Here is a 22,510-nt window from a genome sequence, read left to right as displayed (position 1 = left end):
GTGCTCTGCAAAAAAAGCAGGCAGTAAAAAGCCCCGCACACCTTGGGTGTGCGGGGCTGGTGCAGATAACCAAACGGCTCGGGGACTAGCCGAGCAGATCGAAGCGATCCGCATTCATCACCTTGTTCCAGGCGGTGATGAAGTCACAGACAAACTTCTCCTTGTTGTCATCCTGGGCATAGACCTCGGCATAGGCGCGCAACACCGAGTTGGAGCCGAACACCAGATCCACCCGGGTGGCCGTCCATTTCAGGGCGCCGCTGCGGCGATCGCGGATCTCGTAGAGATTGCTCGCTTTCGGCAGCCATTGGTAGTCCATGTCGGTCAGGTTGACGAAGAAGTCGTTGCTGAGTACCCCGACCCGATCGGTAAAGACCCCGTGCCCGGTACCGCCGTGGTTGGTGCCGAGCACCCGCATCCCGCCGACCAGCGCTGTCATCTCGCAGGCGGTGAGCCCCATCAGCTGGGCGCGATCCAGCAGCAGCTCCTCCGCCGTTACCACATAGTCCTGCTTCAGCCAGTTGCGGAAGCCGTCGGCCAGCGGCTCCAGCACCTCGAACGAGGCCACATCGGTCTGAGCCTGAGTGGCGTCCCCCCGGCCCGGCGCAAACGGCACGCTCACCGTCACCCCGGCGGCCTGGGCTGCCTGCTCGATGGCGAGGTTGCCCCCCAGCACGATGAGATCCGCGACGCTGACGCCACACTCGGCCGCCAGCTTGTCATAGACCGCCAGCACCTTCGCCAACTTCGCCGGTTCGTTGCCCGGCCAATCCTTCTGGGGAGCCAGCCGGATGCGGGCGCCGTTGGCACCGCCCCGCTTGTCGGAGCCTCGGAAGGTACGGGCACTATCCCAGGCGGTACTCACCCGCTCGCTGATGGAGAGGCCGCTGGCGGCAATCCTGGCCTTCACCGCCGCCACGTCATAATCGGCACGTCCGGCTGGCACCGGATCCTGCCAGATCAGATCTTCTGTCGGCACATAGGGGCCGACATAGCGGCTCTTCGGCCCCATATCCCTATGGGTCAGCTTGAACCAGGCGCGGGCGAAGGCGTCGGAGAAGGCCGCCGGATCATCGCGGAAGCGCTCGGCAATCTTGCGATACTCGGGATCGAATTTGAGCGCCATGTCGGCATCCGTCATCATGGGTTTGCAGCGGATCGACGGGTCCTCCACATCCACCGGCATATCCTCTTCGGCAATATTGATCGGTTCCCACTGATGGGCCCCCGCCGGTGATTTTTGCAACCACCAGTCGTACTTGAACAGCAGCTCGAAGTAGCCGTTGTCCCACCTAGTCGGGTGGGTGGTCCAGGCCCCTTCGATGCCGCTGGTCACAGTGTTGCGGCCGATGCCGCGGCTGTGGTGATTGATCCAGCCGAGCCCCTGCTCCTCGAGGCTGGCCCCTTCCGGCTCGGGGCCAAGCTGTTTGGCATCGCCGTTGCCGTGAGCCTTGCCGACGGTGTGGCCACCGGCGGTCAGCGCCACCGTCTCTTCATCATCCATCGCCATGCGGGCGAAGGTGACTCGCATATCCTGCGCGGTTTTCAGGGGATCGGGCTGGCCATCCACCCCTTCCGGGTTGACGTAGATAAGCCCCATCATCACCGCCGCCAGCGGGTTTTCCAGATCCCGCTCGCCGGAGTAACGACCGCCCGGCTTGCCGCTGGGCGCCAGCCACTCTTTCTCCGATCCCCAGTAGATATCCTTCTCCGGGTGCCAGATATCCTCGCGGCCAAAGGCGAAGCCGAAGGTCTTGAGCCCCATGGACTCATAGGCCACGGTGCCCGCCAGAATAATCAAATCGGCCCAGCTGATCTTGTTGCCGTACTTCTTCTTGATGGGCCACAGCAGGCGACGGGCCTTGTCGAGGTTAGCGTTATCCGGCCAGGAGTTGAGGGGGGCAAAGCGCTGGTTGCCGCTGCCACCGCCGCCGCGGCCATCGGCGATGCGGTAAGTACCGGCCGAGTGCCAGGCCATGCGGATCATCAGGCCGCCGTAGTGGCCCCAGTCGGCGGGCCACCACTCCTGACTGTCGGTCATCAGTGCGGTCACATCCTGCTTGAGGGCCGCCATATCGAGCCCCTTCAAGGCTTCCCGATAGTTGAAACCGGCCCCCAGCGGATTGGTCTTGGTATCGTGTTGGTGAAGAATGTCGAGGTTGAGGCTCTTCGGCCACCACTCCATTCTGGACGTCTCGACGGAGGTGGTTCCCCCGTGCATGACCGGGCATTTTCCTGCGGAACTGTCTGAATTATTGCTCATCGTTTTCCTCATTTGCTCTGCTGTCCATAACCTGAAACAGCATGGCACAGAGGCGTGACACAAACTGTGCAGCAGCGGCCGATTTACGGATCTTTCACGCAAGCGGCCACGGAGCACTCGTCGGCCGCGACAGAAATTGGACGAACTATGGCGCCTCTGCGGGCTGATGGGGCGGTTCCGGCCGCAACCAGGCGCTGCGAAAATCGAACCAGCCGAGCGCCGTCATCCGCACCCCGTGCACGCCGACCCGGCTCTCCAGCTCCAGCCAGTGGTGAAACAACGGCACAAACCAGCTCTGCTGCTGCACAGTTGCCAGCAGGGCGCGGGGGCCGGGCTCCTCACCGCTGGCGCGCCACTGCATCAACCCTTGCCACAACTCATGCTGACTGCTCCACACCTTGCGCAGCAACGGGGTGCCCTGCAACCAGGCGTAGGGGGCAAAGGGGCCGGCATGTTCGAGGTTGAGGGTGCCGAGCCAGAGATCCACATCCTCATCCTCGCCACTCACCCAGCGACCGTAATCGAGGGTGCGCACCTCCAGCCTGATCCCCTGTTCGGCCAGCAGGCTGCTCATGGCGTTGGCGCACTCGTTGAACTCCAGATGCTGGTTGAAGCAGGCAAGCACCAGTCTTCCCGGCAACTGCGCCGGTGTGGGCAAGGGCGCGGGCAGCGCTTCGCGCCAGTGGGGCAACAGGCCGAGGGCGCTGGTCCAGCCCCGTTGCAACTCGGGGGCGACCCGCCCCATCAGAGCTACCGGATTTAGCAGCTGGCCGAGCCACTGGCGCAGGGAGGGATCCTGCAAGGATCCGGAACGATCGTCCTGCAGCAGGAAGTAGCAGCCCGACTCCAGCTCCGATTCGCCGCGCATGGTACCGAGCTCAGGGCTGTCGCACCCCAGCTGCAGGTGGGTCTCCAGCCGCTCCGCCAGCTCCGGCAGCATCCAGATGTCGATCTCGTCGAGCAGGGCGCGCAGGCCGAAGTAGTCGTCAAACGCCGCAAGGCAAAGATGCAGGGGATCGTTCACAGCCACCCGGTAAGGGCCGGTGCCCACAGGTTGCAGGGCAAAGCCCGCCTCCCCCTTGAGCTCTCGCGGCAAAATGGTCGCCACCGGCTCCGCCAGCAGGTGGGGCAGCCAGGGATCCGGACTGTCGAGATAGAGATCCAGGGTGCGTGGCCAGGGGCTCTCCAGCCGATCCAGATGGGCGAACAGCGGGCGATCCCGCAGGGCCAACAGGCTCTCCATCACATCTTCCACCACCAGCTCGCGGCCGTGGTGAAAGCGCACCGCCGGGCGCAAGTAGAAACGCCAGTGGCAAGGGCCCAGACACTCCCAGTGGTGGGCGAGATCCCCTTCGATTTCCCCATTTTCCTCATTTCGCCGGGTGAGGCCGTTGAAGATCTGACGGCTCAGGTGGATTTCGGAGCGGCGCATCGGGCCGGTGGGCAGCAACTGTGGCAACGGCCGGTAGTAGGGCACCCGCAGGATCTGGCGCCCCTCGCGGGTGGCCTGACCGAGCTGTTCGATCAGCAGCGGGGTGAGCAGATCGAGGCGATCTTCGGCCAGCCGTACCGCCTGCGCCAGCTGGCCCTGACTGAGCAGATCCCACAAGCGGCGCCGGGTCAGGCTCTCCTGACTGTCGAGCAGGGTGAGCCGGGAGCGCCGCCCCCGCCCCGCTTCCGCCGACCAGCTGAGCCAGCCCTGATCCTGCATCCGCCGCAGCAGCAAGCGAGCGTTGCGCGGGGTGCAGCAGAGCAGATCCGCCACCTCGGCGAGGCTGATCTCCCGCTCGTCGCTGCCAAGCAGCTGGGCGAGTCGTTGAAATTGCTGGTAGAGGCGACCGGTCGGCATAAAAGAGGAAATCCTGTTGCTATAAGTCATCAGTTTTTACTTCCGCATTTTAGCTCAATACTGCTGGCGAACGTGAGAACCACAGCAGAGGAGCACCATCATGAGCCACGCCAACCCCATCAAACCGAACCGGATCCAGCAGACCTTGCGCCGTTACTTCAAGCGGATCCTGCCACGCCCCTTACCGCTCATCGAGGATCCCATGCAGCAGCTCAACCGCCTGATGCAGTGGGATATGAACCAGATCGACGACAAGGAGTATCGCCGTCGCCTCTGAGTGTGAGCCGTGCCAGCCACTCGGGACGCGCATCCCCTGCGGGCGACATTGCTTTGCCGGATCTTGCTGTTTACATCGGCCACGGGCCTGATAGATTGGACGTCTATCCATCTATAACTGCGACAAGCAACATCCAACAAGGAGTGTGTGATGAAAGATGCGACCCTGGCCCTGCACCACGGCTTTTCCAGCGACCCCACCACCAAGGCGGTCGCCGTGCCCATCTACCAGACGGTGGCCTACGAATTCGAGAGCGCCCAGCACGGGGCGGATCTGTTCAATCTGGCGGTGCCGGGCAACATCTACACCCGCATCATGAACCCCACCAACGATGTGCTGGAGCAGCGGATGGCCGCACTGGAAGGGGGGATCGCCGCACTGGTGGTCTCGGCAGGTTCCGCCGCCATCACCTACGCCATTCAGGCGCTGACCGCCGCCGGTGACAACATTGTCTCAACCCCTCAGCTCTATGGTGGCACCTACACCTTGTTCGCCCACATGCTGCCAAGCTTCGGGGTCGAGGTGCGCTTCGCCAAGGATGACAGCGCCGAGGCCATCGCCGCCCTGATCGACGACAAGACCAAGGCGGTCTACTGCGAGAGCATCGGCAACCCGGCGGGCAACATCGTCGATCTGGCCGCGCTGGCCAAGGCAGCCCACGCCCGTGGAGTGCCGCTTATCGTCGACAACACGGTCGCCACCCCGGTGCTCTGCAAGCCCATCGAACATGGCGCCGATATCGTGGTGCACAGCCTGACCAAATATGTCGGCGGCCACGGCAACTCGCTGGGCGGCGTCATCGTCGACTCGGGCAAGTTCCCCTGGGCGGATCACGCCGAGCGCTTCCCGCAACTGACCAAACCCGAACCCTCCTACCACGGGGTGGTCTATACCGAGGCCTTTGGCCCGGCCGCCTTTATTGGGCGGGTACGCACAGTGCCCCTGCGCAATACCGGCGCAGCGCTGGCGCCGATGAACGCCTTTCTGCTGCTGCAGGGGCTGGAGACCCTGAGCCTGCGCATGGAGCGCCACGTCGACAACGCCCTGCGGGTCGCCAACCACCTCAAGCATCACCCCAAGGTTGCCTGGGTCAGCTATGCCGGTCTGCCGGGTCACCCCCACTATCTGCTGGCGGAGAAGTACATGGCCGGTCGCCCCTCGGCCATCCTCTCGTTCGGTCTGAAGGATGGCTACGAGGCGGGCGTGCGCTTCTACGATGCGCTGAAGATCTTCAAGCGGCTGGTCAATATCGGCGACGCCAAATCGCTGGCCTGCCACCCCGCCTCCACCACCCATCGCCAGCTGAGCGAGGAGGAGCAGGCCAAGGCTGGCGTCAAACCCGAGATGATCCGGCTGTCGGTGGGGATCGAGGCGATCGAGGACATTCTGGCGGATCTGGATCAGGCGCTGGAGGCCTGAGTCAGTCAACGAGGGAGCGGGCATCAAGCCCGCTCTTTTTTACTGCCGGTGAACCGCCCCCCTCGCCCGTTCGTACACACTTTCCTGCCACCGAATCGAGGTCGTTATGATAGTCCTGCACCACCTGAACAAATCCCGCTCCCAGCGCATCATCTGGCTGCTCGAAGAGCTGGGCCTGCCCTATGAGATCAAGGCTTACCAGCGCGATGCCGCCACCTTTCTGGCGCCGCCCGAGCTCAAGGCCATCCACCCCCTCGGCAAGTCGCCAGTCATCGAGTTCGACGGCCGGGTGCTGGCGGAATCGGGCGCCATCACCGAGTACCTGATTGCCCGCCACGCTCCGGAACGGCTGGCACCGGCATCAGATAGTCCCGACTATCCCGAATACCTGCAGTGGCTTCACTTTGCCGAGAGCTCCGGCATTCTGCCGCTGCTGCTCGACATGTTCGTGCGCAAGGATGGCAGCCCGATGCGCTTCCTGCCGGACTACGCCAAGGCGGAGTGTGCCAAGGTGCTGGGCTACCTCAATGAGGTACTGGCGAATCGCCACTATCTGGTGGGGGATCGCCTCTCCGGCGCCGACATCATGAACTCCTTCCTGGTGGATCTGCTGGCGCAAAGTGGTCAGCTGGCCCACTTCCCGCACCTGCAAGCCTACTGGCAGCGCCTCAATACCCATCCGGCCCGTCAGAAGGCCATGGAGCTGGAGCGCGAGCTGGATCAGCGCCCCTGATCCGAATCGCCATCATGCAAAACGCCCCGACTGTCGGGGCGTTTTTGTTATGCGGCGGGCTGCGGTTTACTTGGTCGCGGGCACCTTGTCCCGGCGCGACTTCCACCACCAGCGTAGCCGGATTTGAGAGATAAGCATCCCCGCCAGCATCAGGGCACAACCGGCAATGGCGCGCTCGTCCAGCGTCTCACCCAGCAGCAATACGCCACCCACGGCGGCAAAGACGGTCTCCAGACTGAGGATGATGGCGGCGTGGGCCGGATGAGCGCCCCGCTGCCCCACCACCTGCAGGGTATAACCGACCCCGACCGATACCAGCCCGGCGTAGAGCAGCGCCTGCCAACCGGCCACAGCGCCAGCCACAGTCGGGGTTTCGATAACAAAAGCAGTGGCGAGGCTGAGCAGGCCGCAGACTACGAACTGCACTCCAGCGAGCTTGATGGGGGCAACCCGGTTGGAGTAGTGATCCACCAGCAGCAGATGCACAGCCCAGAACAGGGCGCCGACTACCTGCAACAGATCGCCAAAGCCGATGGTAAACTCGTCGGTGACGCTCAGCACATAGAGACCGGCCAGCGCAATGAAGGCGCCGATCCAGGTATTGAGCCCGCTCTTGTGGCGCAGCAGCAGCCCCAGTACCGGCACCAGAATGATGTAGAGCCCGGTGATGAAACCGGCCTTGGCGGCAGTGGTATAAAGCAGCCCCACCTGCTGCAGGGAGGCGGCACAGAACAGCACCAACCCGGCCAGCACACCACCGATCAGCAGCTGGCGATGGTCGCCCGCGACGGCAACAGGTTGTCGGGATTTGAGCCACCAGAGCAGCGGCAGCAGGGAGAGGGCGCCGAGCAGAAAGCGCAGGCCATTGAAGGTATAGGGCCCCATGTGATCCATCCCGAGGCGCTGGGCGACAAAGCCCATACCCCAGATGGTGGCAGCCATCAGCAACATCAGATTGGAGCGCATGGCGATTCTTCCTTAAATCGGCGCGTGACGGGTTATCCGATCCAAGATACCCGCCTCCCTATCCTCTTGTCTCCACTCTTTGTCTTCGCTCTCCACGCTCTGCATCGCACTGCTTTGAGCACAACGAGTGTTACAGCAGCGAGGGCTTGGTGAACACGGCCAACAGGGCAATCAGTAGCAGATTGCCCCGCAGGATCCACACCACCCGGAAGTGCTGCTGGATGGAGATCATCGGCGCCTTGCCCAGACGCAGGGCACGACGCCAGCGATAGAAGAGGCGGCTGGGATAAACGAGGGAGCCGACAATCAGCAGAAACAGCCCCATCTTGAGGCCGTGGGCAGGATGGGCAAAGATCTCTGCCACCGAGCTGGCATGCTCAAGGGCCAGCAGACACCCGGTGGCAAAGATGGAGAAGAGCGCCAGTGCAGCCACCCCATCGGCCAGCAGCAGGCGGCGCACTCGCAGCATGTTCAGGCCGCGCCGAAAGATCAGATACTCGACACAGAGGGCAAGGATCAGCACCGCTATGCTGCCATAATGAATCATTGAGAGCAGAGTGTGGTTCAGCATCGGAAACATCTCATTTTCTGCCTTTAGACGAGCCGCACAGCATCATATATGCTGGTGTCACCCGAGACGAAAAGGATCTGTTCATGTCCCCCGCCAAGCCCAAGAACACTTGGTCTTTGATCACCCGCATGCGGCTGGGCCTCCTCTTGCTCTTTATCCCTGTGTTGCTGCTCGGCAGCATCTACTACCTGCATATGGAGCGCACCCTGCGCCACGAGCAGCAACAATATCTGATTGCTCGCAACACCCAGTATTTCCATACCCTGATCGAACCCTATCTGGCGACCCTCAAACGCCAGTTTACGCTCATTTATCAGCAGGTAAATTATCGGGATTTCAGCGGCCCGGAGATCCTTAACGGCGAACGCTACCTGCAACAATGGCAGGCCTATCACAAGGTGATGGAGCTCGATTACGTCTACGTGGGCACCGAGCATCGCAAGATGCTGATCCACCCATCCTGGCAGGCCGACGAGAAGTTCGATCCCAGAACCCGCCCCTGGTATCTGCTGGCCGCCAGCCATCCCGGACAGATTGTCTGGACTGATCCTTATTACGACTACACCCTGGGCACCCTCACCATGGCGCTGGCCCGGGTAATTGAAGATCCTGACGGCAAGCGGGTTGGCGTACTCTCGCTGGATACCCAGCTCACCCCCCTCGCCAGCTGGCTAAACAGTCGGCATGCTCAGAGTCACCATCTGGGCAATGGCTATCAGCTCCTGCTCAACCATGACGGGCTGGTGCTGGCCCATCCGGATCGCGAACGGGTATTCAAACCCCTCGCTCACCCCGACTGGCTGGCCCGGATGCAACTGCCGCAGGGCTTTTTCCTCGATAATGCCAGCGGCCTGATGGTCTCTTACTACCGTGTCCCCGAGCAACGTTGGTTCCTGCTCAGTGTCGAGCCTACCGCCAACATGCATCAGGTGATCGACAACGTCTCCATCAACGTGCTGCTGATGATTGCCGTTGCCTGCATTTTCTATCTGCTGCTGGCCCTGCTCTGGACCCGCTACTTCCGCCGCATGCTGGGGGAGATCATCCTGCTGATCCGCGCCAGCCGCTCCGGCGGTATCGCCTACAACGGCCGCCGCATGCTGGAGCTGGCCAAGGTCTATGAAGAGATGGATGCCGCCAGCCAGGACTTTGCCCAGATCCGCCTGCAAGCCCATCAGGACAAACTCACCGGGCTCTACAATCGTCGCTTCTTCGACGAGTGCCTGCAAAAGCAGCTCAACAGTGGCGCTCCCTTCGGGGTGGTGATGTTCGATCTGGATGATTTCAAGCGGGTCAACGATACCCATGGCCATCAGGCAGGGGATGTGGTGCTCAAGCGGGTGAGCAAGCTGGGCATGAATCTGTTCCACGAGTGGGGCTGGTTCTGCCGCTATGGCGGCGAGGAGCTGGTGCTGATCTTCCGTTACGGCGAAGAGCAGCCGATGCTCCCCTCCCTGCTGGAAGCGTTCCGGCTCGGGGTGGAGCAGCTGGAGTGGCGCGAACCCGATCTCACCATCACCATCAGTGGCGGGGTGGCTTTCAGCCGCTTCGGGCTCTCGGCCAAAGAGCTGGTGGAGCTGGCCGACAAGGGGGTCTATCAGGCCAAGCGGGAGGGGAAAAACCGTATCTGCTTCCCGCTGCGCCACGCCCCTCACCAGAGTGCCGAGGAGGATATTCCCGCCTTTGGCGAGCCCCGGCAACAAACCAACGAGGGGTAGCCACCGCCGCCAGCATCAACCACAACGCCGTCAGCAAAAACAAAGAGAGAGGCTCCAGCCTCTCTCTTTGTTTTCCGTGCTTCTTGCCGCACGTTAAGCCTGTGTGGCGCGCGACTCAGCGCTGCCACTCCCACACCGGCCAGCCCAGCTCCCCGGCCTGCTGGCGTAGGGCGGGGGCCGGATTGACCGCATGGGGATGGCTCACCGCCCGCAGCATGGGCAGATCGTTGTGAGAGTCGCTGTAACCAAAGCTCCCCTGCCAGAGGTGGTCCCTGCCGGCAAACAGCTGGTTGATGCGGGCCACCTTGCCCTCGCGAAAGCTGAGGGTGCCGCAGGTCTGGCCGGTCAACATCCCCTCCTCCTCATCGAGCAAAATGGCGACGCAGTGATCCATCCCCAGCATCTTCGCCATGGGCGCCACCAGATGCTCGCCGGAGGCGGAGATGAGCACCAGATCGTCGCCCCGCTCCCGATGCCATTCGATACGCGCCAACCCCTCGGGGTAGAGGCGCTCGCGCAGCACCTGCTCGGCAAAGCGGGCACAGAGCGAGTCGAGCCACTGGCGCGTCTTGCCCGCCAGCGGTTGCAGGGTGAAGGCCATGTACTGGTGCATGTCCATCTTGCCCTGATGGTAGAGGGACATCATGGCCTGCTCCTCGGCGATCATGCTGGCGGGGGCCAGCTCCTCGGCCACCATGTACTCCAGCCAGAGGCTGGCGGAATCCCCGGCAATCAGGGTCTCGTCCAGATCAAACAGTGCCAGTGCCATGAGGGCTCCTTGCGGTAACAACGAAAATGAAACGAGGCGTCATGCTACCTCACAGAGTTGATCCCGGGCCACCGCCAGGGTCACGGCACTGCCGGTGGCCAGCAGATCGCCAGCCGAGCGGTTGAGGCAGTCCACCGTCAACAGCCCCGCCTCGCACTCCACCTGATAGCGGATCACGTTGCCGAGCAGCTGTTGCTGACGAACGATGCCGGGCAGGCTGGGTTCGCTGCTGGTCGCCCCTGCGGGCAGCAGGGTGATGGACTCCGGCCGCAGCGCCAGCTTGCCCTGAAAACGGGGGCCGAACAGCGACTTGCCCTGCTCGGCGCCAAGCAGGTTGTAGTTGCCGATAAAGCCCGCCACAAACTCGCTGGCGGGACGGGTATAGATCTCTTCCGGTGTACCGCTCTGGACGATGGATCCCTTGTTCATCAGGAAGATCCGATCCGACATGGTGAGCGCCTCCTCCTGATCGTGGGTCACGAAGATGGTGGTGAGCTCAAGGCGCTGCTGGATCTCGCGGATCTGCTGGCGCAGGCTGCGGCGGATACGGGCATCCAGTGCCGAGAGCGGCTCGTCCAGCAGCAGGATCCGCGGCTGCACCACCAAAGCCCGGGCCAATGCCACCCGCTGGCGCTGACCGCCGGAGAGCTCGGCCGGATAGCGGCGCTCGAAGCCGGTCAGCTCCACCAGCGCCAATGCCTCCTGCACGCTGGCCGCCAGCTCCCGTCCCGGCTGGGGTTTCATCTTGAGGCCGAAGGCAACGTTGTCCCATACCGTCATGTTGGGGAAGAGCGCATAGCTCTGGAACACCATGCCGATGCCGCGCTTCTGGGGCGCCTGCCAGGTGATCTCTTCACCGGCCACCCGCACCTGACCGCCATCTACCGGAGTGAGCCCGGCCAGCGCCCTCAGCAGGGTGGACTTGCCGCAGCCGGAGGGGCCGAGCAGGGTCACCAGCTCCCCCTTGCGAATGCCGAATTCGATCCCCTCGAACACCGGCGTATCGCCGTAGGATTTGTGCAACTGATTGACTTCTAAATGAAACATCTTGGATCACCGATGAAATCTGTTGGCCGCCCAGGTGAGCAGCAGGGTCAGCAGGAAGTAGCTCATCACCAGCGCACTGGTGAAGTGGCCCGAGGTGGCGCGCATGTTGTAGAGGTAGACCTGCAGGGTCTCGTAACGGGTTCCTACCAGCATGTTGGCGAACACGAACTCGCCGAGCAGGAAGGAGAGCGAGAGAAACAGCGCCGCCAGCAATCCCTTGCGCAGGCAGGGGATCACCACCAGCAGGAAGGCGTGCCGACTGCTTGCCCCCAGCAGGTGGGCGGCATCCATCAAATCTTTCAGCGGCACTCCTTGCAGGCTGTTGGCCAGCGCCCGGTACATGAAGGGGAGCACCACGGTGAACCAGGTGCCGATCAGGATCCACGGCGTGCCGATAATGGGCAGAACGCCGTCAGCGTAGATCTGCAGCAGCCCGACTGAGGAGACCACCGGCGGCACCGCAAAGGGGAGCAAGATCAACAGGTTCATCCAGGGATCCAGCTTGGGGAAGTAGTAGGCCACCACCAGCACGGTGGGTATCAACACCAGGGTGCCCAGCAGCAGGGTGGCGAAGCAGACCAGGAGGCTGCGGCCAAACGCCGCCAGAAAGCGCGGGTCGCCCCACAGTTTGAGATACCAGTCGAGGGTGAAGCCATCCGGCAGCAGGGTCGCCCCCCAGCGGGTGGAGATGGAGTAGAGAAACGTGGCCAGCAGCGGCAGCAGCAGGGTGGCGATCAGCCCACCCAACACCCACTTGGGCCAGCGCGGCGTCAAATCATGCATGGGATTGCCCCTTGTTCACATAGCTCTTTTTCAGCAGCCACTGGTTGGCGGCCGTCACCACTCCCAGCAGCACCATCAGGATCACCGCCAGCGCCGCCGCCATATTGGGCTCGAGGAAGATGTCGCCGGAGACCAGACTGGCCACCCGGATGGTCACCAGATTGAAGTTGCCGGTAGTGAGGGCATAGGCAGAGGCATAGGCCCCCACCGCGTTGGCAAACAGGATGATCAGGGTGCCGAGCAGCGCAGGCGTCAGCACCGGCAGCGCCACGTGCCACACATACTGCCCCTTGCTCGCCCCCAGCAGCGCGGCGGCCTGGGGCCACTCCTCCTGCAGGGCGTCGAACGCCGGGTAGAGCAGCAGCAACGCGAGCGGGATCTGGAAGTAGGTGTAAATGAGGATAAGGCCGCTGCCAGAGTAGAGGTTGAAGCCGTCGATGAGGCCCCAGGATTTGAGCAGCAGGGTCACCGCGCCATTGATGCCGAGAATGATGATGAAGGCGAACGCCAGCGGCACCCCGCTGAAGTTGCCGGTCATGGTGACAAAGGCCAGCAGCACCCGCTTGACCCGCTCGCCGCTGTGGCGCAGCGCCGCCGCCCCGAGGGTGCCGATGGCGAGCCCCGCCAGGCTGGCGATGCCGGCAATGCGCAACGAGTTGCCGAAGGATTGCAGGTAGAAGGGGGAGCTCAAAATCTCCCGGTAGTGGTCGAGACCCCAGCCATCAGGGGTCTGGACGCTGCCCACCAGCACCCACACCATGGGGGCGAGCTGGAACAGGATCATCAAGAGGACAAAGGGCAGCAGCACCAGGGCCGGCAGCCAGTGGCGGCGCACCCGGCGTGGCTTCACCTGTTGATCCGCGAGGATCTCGGTGGTGGCAGGCATCATCAGTGCACCTCGCGCATAAAGGCCGCCTTGAGCAGCGGGGGGGCTGCCGGCTTGTCGTGGGGAACTCCCAGCAGATCCGCCATCAGGGCGCAGAGCTGGGTCTGGGCGATCGCCACCCCATCCGGCCAGCGCTCGACGAAGGCGTCGCCAAAGAGCCAGAGTGGCACAGTGCGCTCCTCGGCCAGGGTGCCGCCATGGCTGAGATCGTTGTTCATGCCGTGATCCGAGGTGATCACCACCTGATACCCCTCTGCCAGCCACTGGGGCAGCAGGTCGGCCAGCAGGCTGTCCATGCGGCGCGCCTGATTGCGGTACTGGCGGGAATCGAGGCCGAACTGGTGGCCCGCATCGTCCACCCCCATGGGGTGGATCAGCAGAAAATCGGGGTCGTACTGGCTGCGCAGCCACTCGCCGTCCATCAGCAGATGGCTGTCGGGGTAGGCGTCATCCCAGTAGAAGCAGCCGTGCTGGATGGGCAGTTGCTCATCGTGAGTAAAGCGATCGCGGGCCGCCAGCCAGGGGCTCTGGTTGTAGAGCTCGCTCACCCAGTGGTAGGCCGCCGCTGCGGTGCGTTTGCCCGCGGCCCGGGCCAGATGGAAGATGGCGTCGTGTTGGCTCAGGCGCGTCACCCCGTTGTGGGTGATCCCGCTTGCCACCGGCGGCACGCCGGTCAGGATGCACTCGTAGAGAGGGCGGGAGAGGGAGGGCAGGGCGGCACTCAGGGTCGTATGCAGGCCGCGTTCTGCCTCCACCATGCCACAGAGGTAGCCCATGCAATGGGCTACCTCTGCTGCCAGGCCATCCACAAGTACCACTATCACCTTGTGTTGCACTGGCCACTCCTTACTGCATGTTGATCATGACGGTTTCCTGCCACTGGCGCGGCAGGGCCTTGGAGCTCTGCTCCCAGGCGGCGTGATCCTGCACCGGCTTGGCATTGGCATACTGCTCGGCCGGCAGCAGCTTGGCCTTGACGTCATCCGGCAGGGTCACGTTGCTGCGAATGGGGCGGGCGTAGCCACGGGCCAGGTTGATTTGACCTGCATCGGAGAGGATGTATTCCCGCGCCAACTTGGCGGCGTTGGGGTTCTTGGCCCACTTGTTGATGATGGTGGTGTAGCCGGCGATGACGGAGCCGTCGCTCGGGATCACCACATCAAACTTCTTGGGGTCGATCTGGTCGCGGTAGTTGAGGGCGTTGAAGTCCCACAGCACCCCCACTTCCACTTCGCCCTTCTCGATGTTGGCGATGGTCGGGTCGTTCAGCGACAGACGGCCCTGCTTGGCCAGCTTGCCGAACAGATCCAGGGCGGGTTTCAGATTCTTCTCGCTGCCGCCGGTGGCATAGGCCGCCGCCAGCACGCCGTTGTTGGCCTGGGAGGCGACGCCCACGTCACCCAGGGTCACCTTGTAGTCGCCACCCAGCAGGGATTGCCAGCTGGTGGGGGCGGCCTTGACCAGATCCTTGTTGATCAGGAAGGCGATGGTGCCGGTATAGGCCAGCATCCAGTGGCCGTCCGCATCCTTGGCCCAGTTCGGAATGTCGGCCCAGGTGGAGGGCTTGTAGGGCTGGGTGACCCCCTGCTTGACCGCGACCGGGCCGAAGGCACCGCCCACGTCGCCGATGTCGGCGGTGGCATTGGCCTTCTCGGCGGCGAACTTGGCGATCTCCTGGGCCGAGCTCATGTCGGTATCCTGATGCTTGATGCCGTAGATGCTGCCGAGCTGCTGCCAGGTATCCTTCCAGTTGGCCCAGCTGTCGGGCATGCCGATGCTGTGGAGCTGGCCTTCGCCACGGGCGGCCTTTTCGAGATCCGCGATATTTTCGGCTGCAAAAAGTGGTTGGCTGATGGCCACCATGGCCAGTGCACTTGCGATCACGCTTTTCATCATCCCATCCCTCTGGACTAGGTCAGTTAAGGTTCGAGAGGGATGCTAGAGGGGAATTGTGACGGTGGCGGGGCGCTTTAATGGCAGTTTGATGACAATCACCCTGTCATGGCGCTGTCATCCACAGCGGTTACAACTCTGAACCCGAGTGAGGCTGGACTATTCCAGTAAGGGATTGGCCAGCCACCCGCCTTCTGAATAAGCAACAGGGACAAGAGTGTGACCGAGCCGAGATTGAGCGAGCAGAGAGTGAACGAACAGAGCATGGCCGATGGCCGCTCCTTCTCCAAGTGCGAACAGATTTGCCAGACCCTGCGCCGCTATATCGGCAGCGGCCAATTGGGGGCCGGGCAGCAGCTACCCGCCGAACGGGCCCTGAGCGAGCGTTTCGCCACCACCCGCATCACCATCAAGGAGGCGCTCTCCAGCCTCGAAGCAGACGGCCTTATCTACCGTGCCGAGCGGCGCGGCTGGTTTGTGGCGCCACCCCGCCTCACCTACGATCCCGCCATCCACACCCACTTTCACCAGTGGATCGGCGAACAGCAGCGCACCGCCGAAACCCGGGTGCTGGCCCACGGCAGCGAGCTTGCCAGCAGCGAGCTGTGCCGCTGGATGGGGCTGGAACCCTTCACCCCACTTTATGAAATCCGCCGCCAGCGGCTGATCGACGGTCGCCCGGTGCTTCATGTCAGCCACCACCTGCTGGCGAGTCGCTTTCCCGATATCGCCAGCGCACCGCTGGCCAGCTCCCTCACCGAGCTCTATCAGCAGCGCTATGGCATAGGCCAGGGTGGGGCGAGTCTCGAGATCACCCCCTCGGCGGCGCGCGGCGCCATCGCCCGCGCCCTCAATCTGGCGGAGGGGAGCGCCGTGCTACGGCTGGTGCGGGTCAACTACGACGAGCGAGGCGGTCTGGTGGATTGCGATATCGAGCACTGGCGGCCGGATGCGATCCGCATTTGTTTGGATACGCGAGCATTGCAGCCGATCGCAGGCAAGCTGCAACAAACACGGGTCGCCGATTAGGGAAAATATCCAGAGCACTGCCGAGCACAGTGGCGATCCGCATCGGCCTCAATACCCGGGCGCTGCAACCCATCATTGCCAAAGCGCAGCCCATGCAACTGGCAGAGTAACCACTCTCAGACTCACGAGCAGACACGGATCCCGCAGGATCCGCCGGGATCAGTTGTCGATATTGGGGATCATGTCGTCAAAGCTCTGGTAGCCGCAGTCTGCCAGTTGCAGCGACATGGTGTAGGTCTTGGCATGCTCCTGCTGACCGATAGCGGGGCGGTTGAGCTTGATCTCCTGATGCCAGTACTCCTTCATCCGGTCGATCAGCGCCATCGCCTCCCCCTCGTTGAGGTGCAGCTGACAGAGCGCCATATAGTTGTTCGACTTGTGCATGTTCTCCACCAGATACTCCCCCAGCACTGACATTGCCTGCCGCGCCTGCTGACGGGCGAAGCGGCTGTGCTGCTCGAAGCTGATCCGCTCGCTGATGAGGAAGTGGTAACTGTTGTCGATACCGAGCTGCAAAATGCCGAGCTTCTCCAGCTTGCGCAGATAGAGGTAGCAGGAGGCATCGGTCAGGCCGTACTCCCGCTTGAGATCGATCAGCGTCTTGTCGCGCCAGAAGATATTGGCGAGAAAGGCGTAGAGCCCCGGCTCGTTGTGAAACGCCTCGTCCTGCTCCTGGGTAAAGACGGCGCGGCGACTCTGGGCGTCCTGAGTGCGATCCAGCAGCTCCTCGAACGAGAGCCCCACCAGATGGCAGATCTCCAGCAGAGTATCGAACGGCAGCGAGGGCTTGTTCATCATCCGTTTCACGGTCGCGATGGAGACACCCATGGCTTCTGCCAGGGTCTGATAGCGGATCCCCTTGTCGGTCAGGGTCTTCTTCAGGGTGTCGAGAATATTGTTGGCCAGGGTCTGGCTGTAGGTCATGCCACTCTTCCTTGTTATCGCACTTTCATTGCATGGTTATGCCGAGTCAGCTTCTGACCTGTTTTTACCTTCAAGGCTCAGATATTGACACCGAAAAAACAGCCTAGAGAAAAAATCGCCTACAAAGCCCATCAGGACAGACCAGTTGAACGATGAGGGCGCAAAATCTGACACCAGACAGTGCATATCTTTCAACCCGCAAACATTTTGCTAGTGCTGCATAGAACATCGCGCATAATCGAAACGTATCGAATTCAAGACCCTTCCTGGTTGAGAAATCGATTGTTTGCTTCCAAATTTTTATCTTTTAAACCGTAAGGTTTTTTCTCTTTCCTGGCATTGGGCGGCGCTGATAGCACCGCCCTTTTCTTTTCCCTGAATTCGCAGGTCAGGTCAAGGGCCCCGGCAAGGGGAAGTGTCACCAGCCACCCGCCGCCCACTGATGCGCCAGCCACCACGCCCCCTCTGGCAAGGTATCCTAAACGATCATCAATAGCGTTTCATTGCCATTCAATATATTTAAATGGCTTGATTGGAAAGCTTCGTTAAATATAAAAACGAATATAATAAAGTTATTTAAAACTCCAAAAATCTATCTTTTAAATGGCTTGTGTATATAAGCAGACAAAATTAATCAGGCCGCACGACCCATATCTGCTTATCTCTCCTCATGCCCACCCCAACGAGTGCTGCCGAGAGAAATGAAAAACCACCCACAAGAGCCCATCTGCGTATCTGATGGGCAACATGGCCCACGTGAAAACAGCCTCAAAAGACCACCAAAACCCTCAATGGGAACAATCCCAAACCTCAAAAAGAGCAAAAAACAGGCAAAAAGATAGATTTTTTTCTCACGGTTTCACCTTGTGAGGCGTTCAAAAAATCATCGAAAAGAGCCTGGCGCCTGTGAGTGACATCTGAGATGCCAATTTTTAGACAGCTCATCATGGTCACGCTCGAATGAAAATTTAATGCTGATATAAATCAATCACATAGAATCAAAATCGAACCCTCAGCCTGTCATTTGCCTCACCAGTTAATTATTTAAACCTCAATAAAGCTAAAACTCTAATAACACCATTTATTAAACAAAATGCCCCTGCTTGCAGCCAGTCATATTTAGAAGAATGGGGAAATCACTCTCTTGTTATTCAGAAATTCGCTGACTATACTGCGGCCCCTCTGTGAAAGCAGAGCAATGACGGAAATATAAAAAGCTTCATGGATTGAGCAATATAAATCACACGCAGTTCACGCAACACAAGGTTATTTATCCATGAACAAGTTTAATAAAATTGCCGCTTTCTCCCTGCTTGCTCTGGCCATGAATGGCGGCGCCCATGCCGAAGGCTGGTATGCAGGTCTGGATCTGACTACCTCCAAGATGGATCTCGATGGTGCTGCCAAAGACGCCTATGACGCCAAAGTGATCGACGACCAACTCGACGGCGGCAGCCTGATCGTAGGTTACAGCTTCAAACCCTGGTTGGCCGTTGAAGGTGGCCTGCACGCCCAACAGATGGATCAGCTGACCTGGGTAACCTCCCCGATTGCAACCGGCTTTGCCGACACCACCATCGAAACCCGCAGCATCAGCCTGGCAGTCAAGCTGAGTCAGCCGCTGGCCTGGGGCTTCAGCGCCTATGCCAAACCGGGCATCGCCTACACCCGCACCGAAGTGGAAGTTGTCGGCAACGCCACCCTCCTCGGCTTCAGCGGTCAGGTAAACGAGAGCGCAACCAAGAGCAAGGTACACCCCAATCTGGAAGTAGGTCTGGACTACGCCTTCAACGACCACTTCTCTGCCGGTATCGGTTACGAGCGCCAGTTCGACGCCCTGAGCCTGGGTGACGAGCACTACTCTCTGGATACCTTCAAGCTGGGTCTGCGCTACCACTTCTAAGTCGCGCCGCGTCAGTAACAATGCAAAAGGGCCGCAGGTTTCAAACCTGCGGCCCTTTTTACTGCTCTTTTTCCGTACCCCGCGTTAGCAGATCTGGTCTTTACCCAGCTGCTTGGCCTGATAGAGCGCCCGATCGGCGCGCACCATCAGGCTCTCTTTCTGCTCATCCTGCTGATACTCCGCCAGCCCGAAGCTCATGGTAGCGGGCGCATGGGGACAGATGGGCTCGCTCGCCATCAATGCCTGAAACTTGCTCGCCACCACCAGCGCATCCTCGCGGCCGGTGTTGGGCAACAACACCATAAACTCGTCACCACCCCAGCGGGCCAGCAGATCGATCTCGCGGATATGACGGCGCACCAGCGCCACTATGTTGATCAGGGTCTGATCCCCGGCGTTGTGGCCATAGCTGTCGTTGATCTGCTTGAAGTTGTCCACATCCATGGCGATCACCGTAAACGGCTGATGGAAGCGTCGCGCCCGCTCGCACTCCAGCTGCAATGCCCGCTCCAACCGATAGCGGCTGGCGGCACCGGTCAGGGCATCGGTCTCTGCCAGCAGACGGTTCTCCTCGGCTTTCTGTTGCAGCGCCTCGTTGAGCCGCACCAGCTCGGCGGTACGCTCGGCGACCTGCTGCTCCAGCGACTGATTGCGCCGCTCCAGCTGCTCCAGCAACAACTTGCTGGCGTGGATATCGCGATGGGCGCCGATCATCCGCGCCACAGACCCGTCGGGATTGCGCTCAATGATGCGGCCGCAATCCTCAATCCAGAGGTAACTGCCATCCCGGCAGCGGCAACGGTACTCGGCGCGATACTCATGGGCGCTGCCGCTCAGGCAGAGATCGAACTTCGCCATCACAGCCGCCAGATCGTCGGGGTGGATCACGTTCTCCCAGGTGAAGACGGTATTGCCGAGGGAGTGAGGCTCGTAACCCAGCATCCGGTACCAGCCCGGGTTGCGATAGACAAAACCGGTATTGGCATGCCAATCCCAGATGCCATCGCTGGTCACCTCCAGAATGCCATGCACCACGGCCTCGCTGACATCCGAGATCCTGATCGTGTCACTGTCCTGCACCATAGCAGTTATCCTTGTTCTTCCGCCCCGCGCCACCACGGGGAATCGCGCTGTTGTCGTGAGGCGCTACCTTGGCATATTGCAACAGATCTGTCAGCCAGAACCCCACCGTACCACCGTTTTCCCGGTTATCGGCCACTCACGGCGCAGGCTGAATCAGGGTGGTCATAAGTGTGGCTCAAGCGCGCCCCATTTACCGGATTTAACTCACGATTCAGTCATTTGGGTGATGGGAATAAATGAGGGGATACCCAGAGGCCCCCACAGAGGTCACTCGGCCAGAGTCAGCCGATAAAAATCAGTCTCCCGATGTTTCGGATTGGGGCGCAGAAATACCCAGCCAAAGCGCCGGTAATGATTCAAGGCCCGCACATTGGTGCGACTCACGGAGAGCATCGCCCATTTACAACCCGCTCCCAGCAACTGCTGGCGGATATAGGCCTGCAACTGCGCGGCCAGCCCGCAGCCGCGATATTCGGGGAACAGATAAATCAGCTGCACATAGCCGGTCTCGGGTTCATCGGAAAAGCTGCGAAACTCCAGCTGGCCCACCCGTTGTTCACCCGCCCAGACATGAATGTAGTGCCATTGCGCTTGCCCCAGCCTTGCGCGTATCCGCTCCCTATAGCCGTCGATAAAGTCGGCAAAGCCATCATGGGTATGAAAGCTGCAAAAATAGGCATCCCTGCGTGCCTGCACACAGAGCTCGTAATCTCGATCCAGATCGATAGTGTTAAATTCAAGTCGCAATCAATGACATCCTGTCGTGTGTGGGTTGGATGTAGGGTGTAATAAGCGCAGCGCATTACACCTTTTGGCAGATAAATAGCAGCGGTGCAATTCACTTCGTTCATTGCACCCTACCGGATTTCACGAAGCGGGCAAAATTGGCATTGTGCCAACCTGCGCCCCTCACCCTAGCCCTCTCCCAGAGGGAGAGGGGATAAAGCAGCATCAGAGATATGGTGTTAGCAATCACGTTATAACCACGGGGCCAAACCTCCCTTCTCCCCTTGCGGGAGAAGGGCTAGGGATGAGGGGAAGGAAAATAATATTTCATGGTAAACATTAGGCCTAGCAGGCGAAGACTCAACCAAGAAATTATTGAGTTTTTTCTCACCATAATTTATTATGTCTTCGCTTACTTATTTAGGAAGTAAGGTGTATCACAAGCTGTCAAGTAGAACGCTCACCAGTACACTGGCTAGCAGACGACTTGCATGGCCGCAGATGGCTAGTAGACTCACGTCGAACACTCCTGCGATGATGGTATCATATATCATATCTGACATTCGTGGCCGACATCATATAGATGTTGTGAATGCGTATTTAAGTACGTTTGTTAAGCCCGGATTGGGAATCGGATGGCCACAGTCCTTTACCTTTCCGGGTTTTGCAATTTAAGGCTCAATATGATGAACTCAGAAAATCAATGGTTTCGGAGTCGTGGCTACTTACATTTTGATTCTCCAGTAAAATTACGGAAAGCATGTCAAATTGTCAAATCTCCCCTTAATGTTGCCCAACATGCTTTTTTTCCTCTAATCAAGTACAATATACAAACAGGGCGAGATCGTGAACATTTTGTTAAAAATTAAAAATAGTTTTTTGCCTACAAAACAAATACTTATAGGCCTGTGATATGCAGTTAACTTTATAGTCAGGATCGCCTTCACACTTTTTAATCGTCACTGCACGTCATTTCAGCTCAAAAAATGCGCATGAAATCCAAAAAATGATAATTTCCATGATTTCCATAGTTAACAATTTGCTCACATCCTCACCCTGAAATTTGACCTGGTGATCCGGCTGTGATCTCATGCTCCTTTTCAGGAGTGCTCTCATGTCTATTGATGCCGTTTTCGCTCAGTTCTTCGACAATATTCACGACCCTCGCCAGCATGCCAAGATTTATTATCCCTTCTACGATGTCCTGTTTCTCACCGTCTGTGCCGTGATCGGCGGGGCTGAGGGCTGGGAAGATATTGAGGATTTCGGCGAGGTTCATCTTCCCTGGTTTCAATCCAAGGGACTGTTTAAAAACGGCATTCCTGTCCATGACACCATTGCCAGGATCATCTCCGGCATCAAACCAGAGCCGTTTCAGGCCGCCTTTGTGCGGTGGACTCAAGCCATTAACCAGCACACCGATGGCGCCCTGGTCGCTATCGATGGCAAAACCCTGCGCAGTTCCTATGACCGTGAGGATCGAACGTCGACCATTCACATGGTCAGTGCCTATGCCGCCGCCAATAAGCTGGTGCTCGGACAGATAAAAACCGACGCCAAGTCCAATGAAATTACCGCTATTCCCGAGTTGCTGGCGCTGCTCGACATCAAAGGCTGCCTGGTATCCATCGATGCGATGGGGTGCCAGACCGAGATCGCCGAGACCATCCT

The 22,510-nt window shown here is 60.1% G+C and carries 19 protein-coding genes and 1 pseudogene; 7 read left to right on the top strand and 13 right to left on the bottom strand.

Annotation, left to right across the window (positions count from 1 at the left end; translation table 11 throughout):
• Positions 1 to 85 precede the first annotated feature (85 nt).
• Together katG and sgrR are read right to left on the bottom strand one after the other, a co-directional pair.
• Complete coding sequence (katG, locus tag AB5Y97_RS01970) at positions 86 to 2,263, bottom strand: catalase/peroxidase HPI (RefSeq protein ID WP_144716071.1); 2,178 nt, start codon at positions 2,261 to 2,263, stop codon at positions 86 to 88.
• Between the two features lie 145 nt (positions 2,264 to 2,408).
• Positions 2,409 to 4,112 carry an HTH-type transcriptional regulator SgrR gene (gene sgrR, locus AB5Y97_RS01965; RefSeq protein WP_368157200.1) on the bottom strand — a complete coding sequence of 568 codons (1,704 nt, stop codon included), beginning with the start codon at positions 4,110 to 4,112 and terminating at the stop codon, positions 2,409 to 2,411.
• Between the two features lie 100 nt (positions 4,113 to 4,212).
• Between sgrR and AB5Y97_RS01960 the strand changes: the two genes are divergently transcribed.
• The 3 genes from AB5Y97_RS01960 (at position 4,213) to AB5Y97_RS01950 (ending at position 6,541) form a co-directional block, all read left to right on the top strand.
• A complete protein-coding gene (locus AB5Y97_RS01960; protein WP_005355239.1) occupies positions 4,213 to 4,389 on the top strand; it encodes a hypothetical protein in 177 nt (58 codons plus the stop codon).
• A gap of 150 nt (positions 4,390 to 4,539) precedes the next feature.
• Complete coding sequence (locus AB5Y97_RS01955) at positions 4,540 to 5,808, top strand: O-acetylhomoserine aminocarboxypropyltransferase/cysteine synthase family protein (RefSeq protein WP_005336464.1); 1,269 nt, start codon at positions 4,540 to 4,542, stop codon at positions 5,806 to 5,808.
• 106 nt (positions 5,809 to 5,914) lie between these two features.
• Complete coding sequence (locus AB5Y97_RS01950) at positions 5,915 to 6,541, top strand: glutathione S-transferase family protein (RefSeq protein ID WP_042081220.1); 627 nt, start codon at positions 5,915 to 5,917, stop codon at positions 6,539 to 6,541.
• Between the two features lie 66 nt (positions 6,542 to 6,607).
• On the opposite strand, the gene AB5Y97_RS01945 is transcribed toward AB5Y97_RS01950, so the two are convergent.
• Both AB5Y97_RS01945 and AB5Y97_RS01940 read right to left on the bottom strand, forming a co-directional pair.
• Positions 6,608 to 7,507 (bottom strand): DMT family transporter, encoded by a 900-nt coding sequence (locus AB5Y97_RS01945; protein WP_368157199.1) that lies wholly within the window; start codon positions 7,505 to 7,507, stop codon positions 6,608 to 6,610.
• 130 nt (positions 7,508 to 7,637) lie between these two features.
• The gene (locus tag AB5Y97_RS01940) at positions 7,638 to 8,078 is read right to left on the bottom strand and encodes a DUF2214 family protein (protein WP_005355246.1); all 441 of its coding nucleotides are present in this window, start codon (positions 8,076 to 8,078) and stop codon (positions 7,638 to 7,640) included.
• Between the two features lie 83 nt (positions 8,079 to 8,161).
• On the opposite strand from AB5Y97_RS01940, the gene AB5Y97_RS01935 reads away from it, so the two are divergent.
• Positions 8,162 to 9,796, top strand: a complete 1,635-nt coding sequence (locus AB5Y97_RS01935) for a diguanylate cyclase (protein ID WP_368157198.1) — start codon at positions 8,162 to 8,164, stop codon at positions 9,794 to 9,796.
• A gap of 115 nt (positions 9,797 to 9,911) precedes the next feature.
• Here AB5Y97_RS01935 and AB5Y97_RS01930 read toward each other — a convergent pair whose 3' ends face one another.
• From AB5Y97_RS01930 to AB5Y97_RS01905, 6 genes are read right to left on the bottom strand one after another with little or no spacing between them, the layout of a single operon-like run.
• Entirely contained in the window at positions 9,912 to 10,565 is a 654-nt protein-coding gene (locus tag AB5Y97_RS01930; RefSeq protein WP_368157197.1) for an HAD family hydrolase, read from the bottom strand.
• 39 nt (positions 10,566 to 10,604) lie between these two features.
• Positions 10,605 to 11,612 carry an ABC transporter ATP-binding protein gene (locus AB5Y97_RS01925; RefSeq protein ID WP_139463669.1) on the bottom strand — a complete coding sequence of 336 codons (1,008 nt, stop codon included), beginning with the start codon at positions 11,610 to 11,612 and terminating at the stop codon, positions 10,605 to 10,607.
• A gap of 6 nt (positions 11,613 to 11,618) precedes the next feature.
• Positions 11,619 to 12,395: an ABC transporter permease gene (locus AB5Y97_RS01920; protein ID WP_368157196.1), complete on the bottom strand. Its 777-nt coding sequence runs from the start codon at positions 12,393 to 12,395 to the stop codon at positions 11,619 to 11,621.
• Positions 12,388 to 13,284, bottom strand: a complete 897-nt coding sequence (locus AB5Y97_RS01915; protein ID WP_201947134.1) for an ABC transporter permease subunit — start codon at positions 13,282 to 13,284, stop codon at positions 12,388 to 12,390. The genes AB5Y97_RS01920 and AB5Y97_RS01915 overlap by 8 nt, the downstream gene beginning before the upstream one ends.
• Positions 13,284 to 14,117 carry an alkaline phosphatase family protein gene (locus AB5Y97_RS01910; RefSeq protein WP_201947132.1) on the bottom strand — a complete coding sequence of 278 codons (834 nt, stop codon included), beginning with the start codon at positions 14,115 to 14,117 and terminating at the stop codon, positions 13,284 to 13,286. Before AB5Y97_RS01910 ends, AB5Y97_RS01915 begins: the two co-directional genes overlap by 1 nt.
• Positions 14,118 to 14,127: 10 nt before the next feature.
• Positions 14,128 to 15,174 (bottom strand): ABC transporter substrate-binding protein, encoded by a 1,047-nt coding sequence (locus tag AB5Y97_RS01905; protein ID WP_201947261.1) that lies wholly within the window; start codon positions 15,172 to 15,174, stop codon positions 14,128 to 14,130.
• A 198-nt stretch (positions 15,175 to 15,372) separates the two neighbouring features.
• Between AB5Y97_RS01905 and AB5Y97_RS01900 the strand changes: the two genes are divergently transcribed.
• Positions 15,373 to 16,203, top strand: coding sequence for a UTRA domain-containing protein (locus AB5Y97_RS01900; RefSeq protein ID WP_368157214.1), 831 nt, complete (start codon positions 15,373 to 15,375; stop codon positions 16,201 to 16,203).
• Positions 16,204 to 16,362: 159 nt separating this feature from the next.
• On the opposite strand, the gene AB5Y97_RS01895 is transcribed toward AB5Y97_RS01900, so the two are convergent.
• The gene (locus AB5Y97_RS01895) at positions 16,363 to 17,127 is read right to left on the bottom strand and encodes a helix-turn-helix transcriptional regulator (RefSeq protein ID WP_005336490.1); all 765 of its coding nucleotides are present in this window, start codon (positions 17,125 to 17,127) and stop codon (positions 16,363 to 16,365) included.
• 1,276 nt (positions 17,128 to 18,403) lie between these two features.
• Between AB5Y97_RS01895 and AB5Y97_RS01890 the strand changes: the two genes are divergently transcribed.
• Complete coding sequence (locus tag AB5Y97_RS01890; protein ID WP_144716061.1) at positions 18,404 to 19,030, top strand: porin family protein; 627 nt, start codon at positions 18,404 to 18,406, stop codon at positions 19,028 to 19,030.
• A gap of 84 nt (positions 19,031 to 19,114) precedes the next feature.
• Here AB5Y97_RS01890 and AB5Y97_RS01885 read toward each other — a convergent pair whose 3' ends face one another.
• Both AB5Y97_RS01885 and AB5Y97_RS01880 read right to left on the bottom strand, forming a co-directional pair.
• Positions 19,115 to 20,113 (bottom strand): sensor domain-containing diguanylate cyclase, encoded by a 999-nt coding sequence (locus AB5Y97_RS01885; RefSeq protein ID WP_058057085.1) that lies wholly within the window; start codon positions 20,111 to 20,113, stop codon positions 19,115 to 19,117.
• Positions 20,114 to 20,380: 267 nt separating this feature from the next.
• Complete coding sequence (locus AB5Y97_RS01880; RefSeq protein ID WP_144716060.1) at positions 20,381 to 20,860, bottom strand: N-acetyltransferase; 480 nt, start codon at positions 20,858 to 20,860, stop codon at positions 20,381 to 20,383.
• Between the two features lie 1,093 nt (positions 20,861 to 21,953).
• Here AB5Y97_RS01880 and AB5Y97_RS01875 point away from each other — a divergent pair.
• Positions 21,954 to 22,510: pseudogene (locus AB5Y97_RS01875) on the top strand (ISAs1-like element ISAs12 family transposase); the annotation flags it as partial.

Origin of the sequence: Aeromonas sp. R10-2, from assembly GCF_040908445.1 — a bacterium.
Classification (GTDB): domain Bacteria; phylum Pseudomonadota; class Gammaproteobacteria; order Enterobacterales; family Aeromonadaceae; genus Aeromonas; species Aeromonas veronii.
The sequence above is the reverse complement of the archived record's forward strand: the minus strand, read 5'-3'. Positions and strand labels throughout refer to the sequence as shown.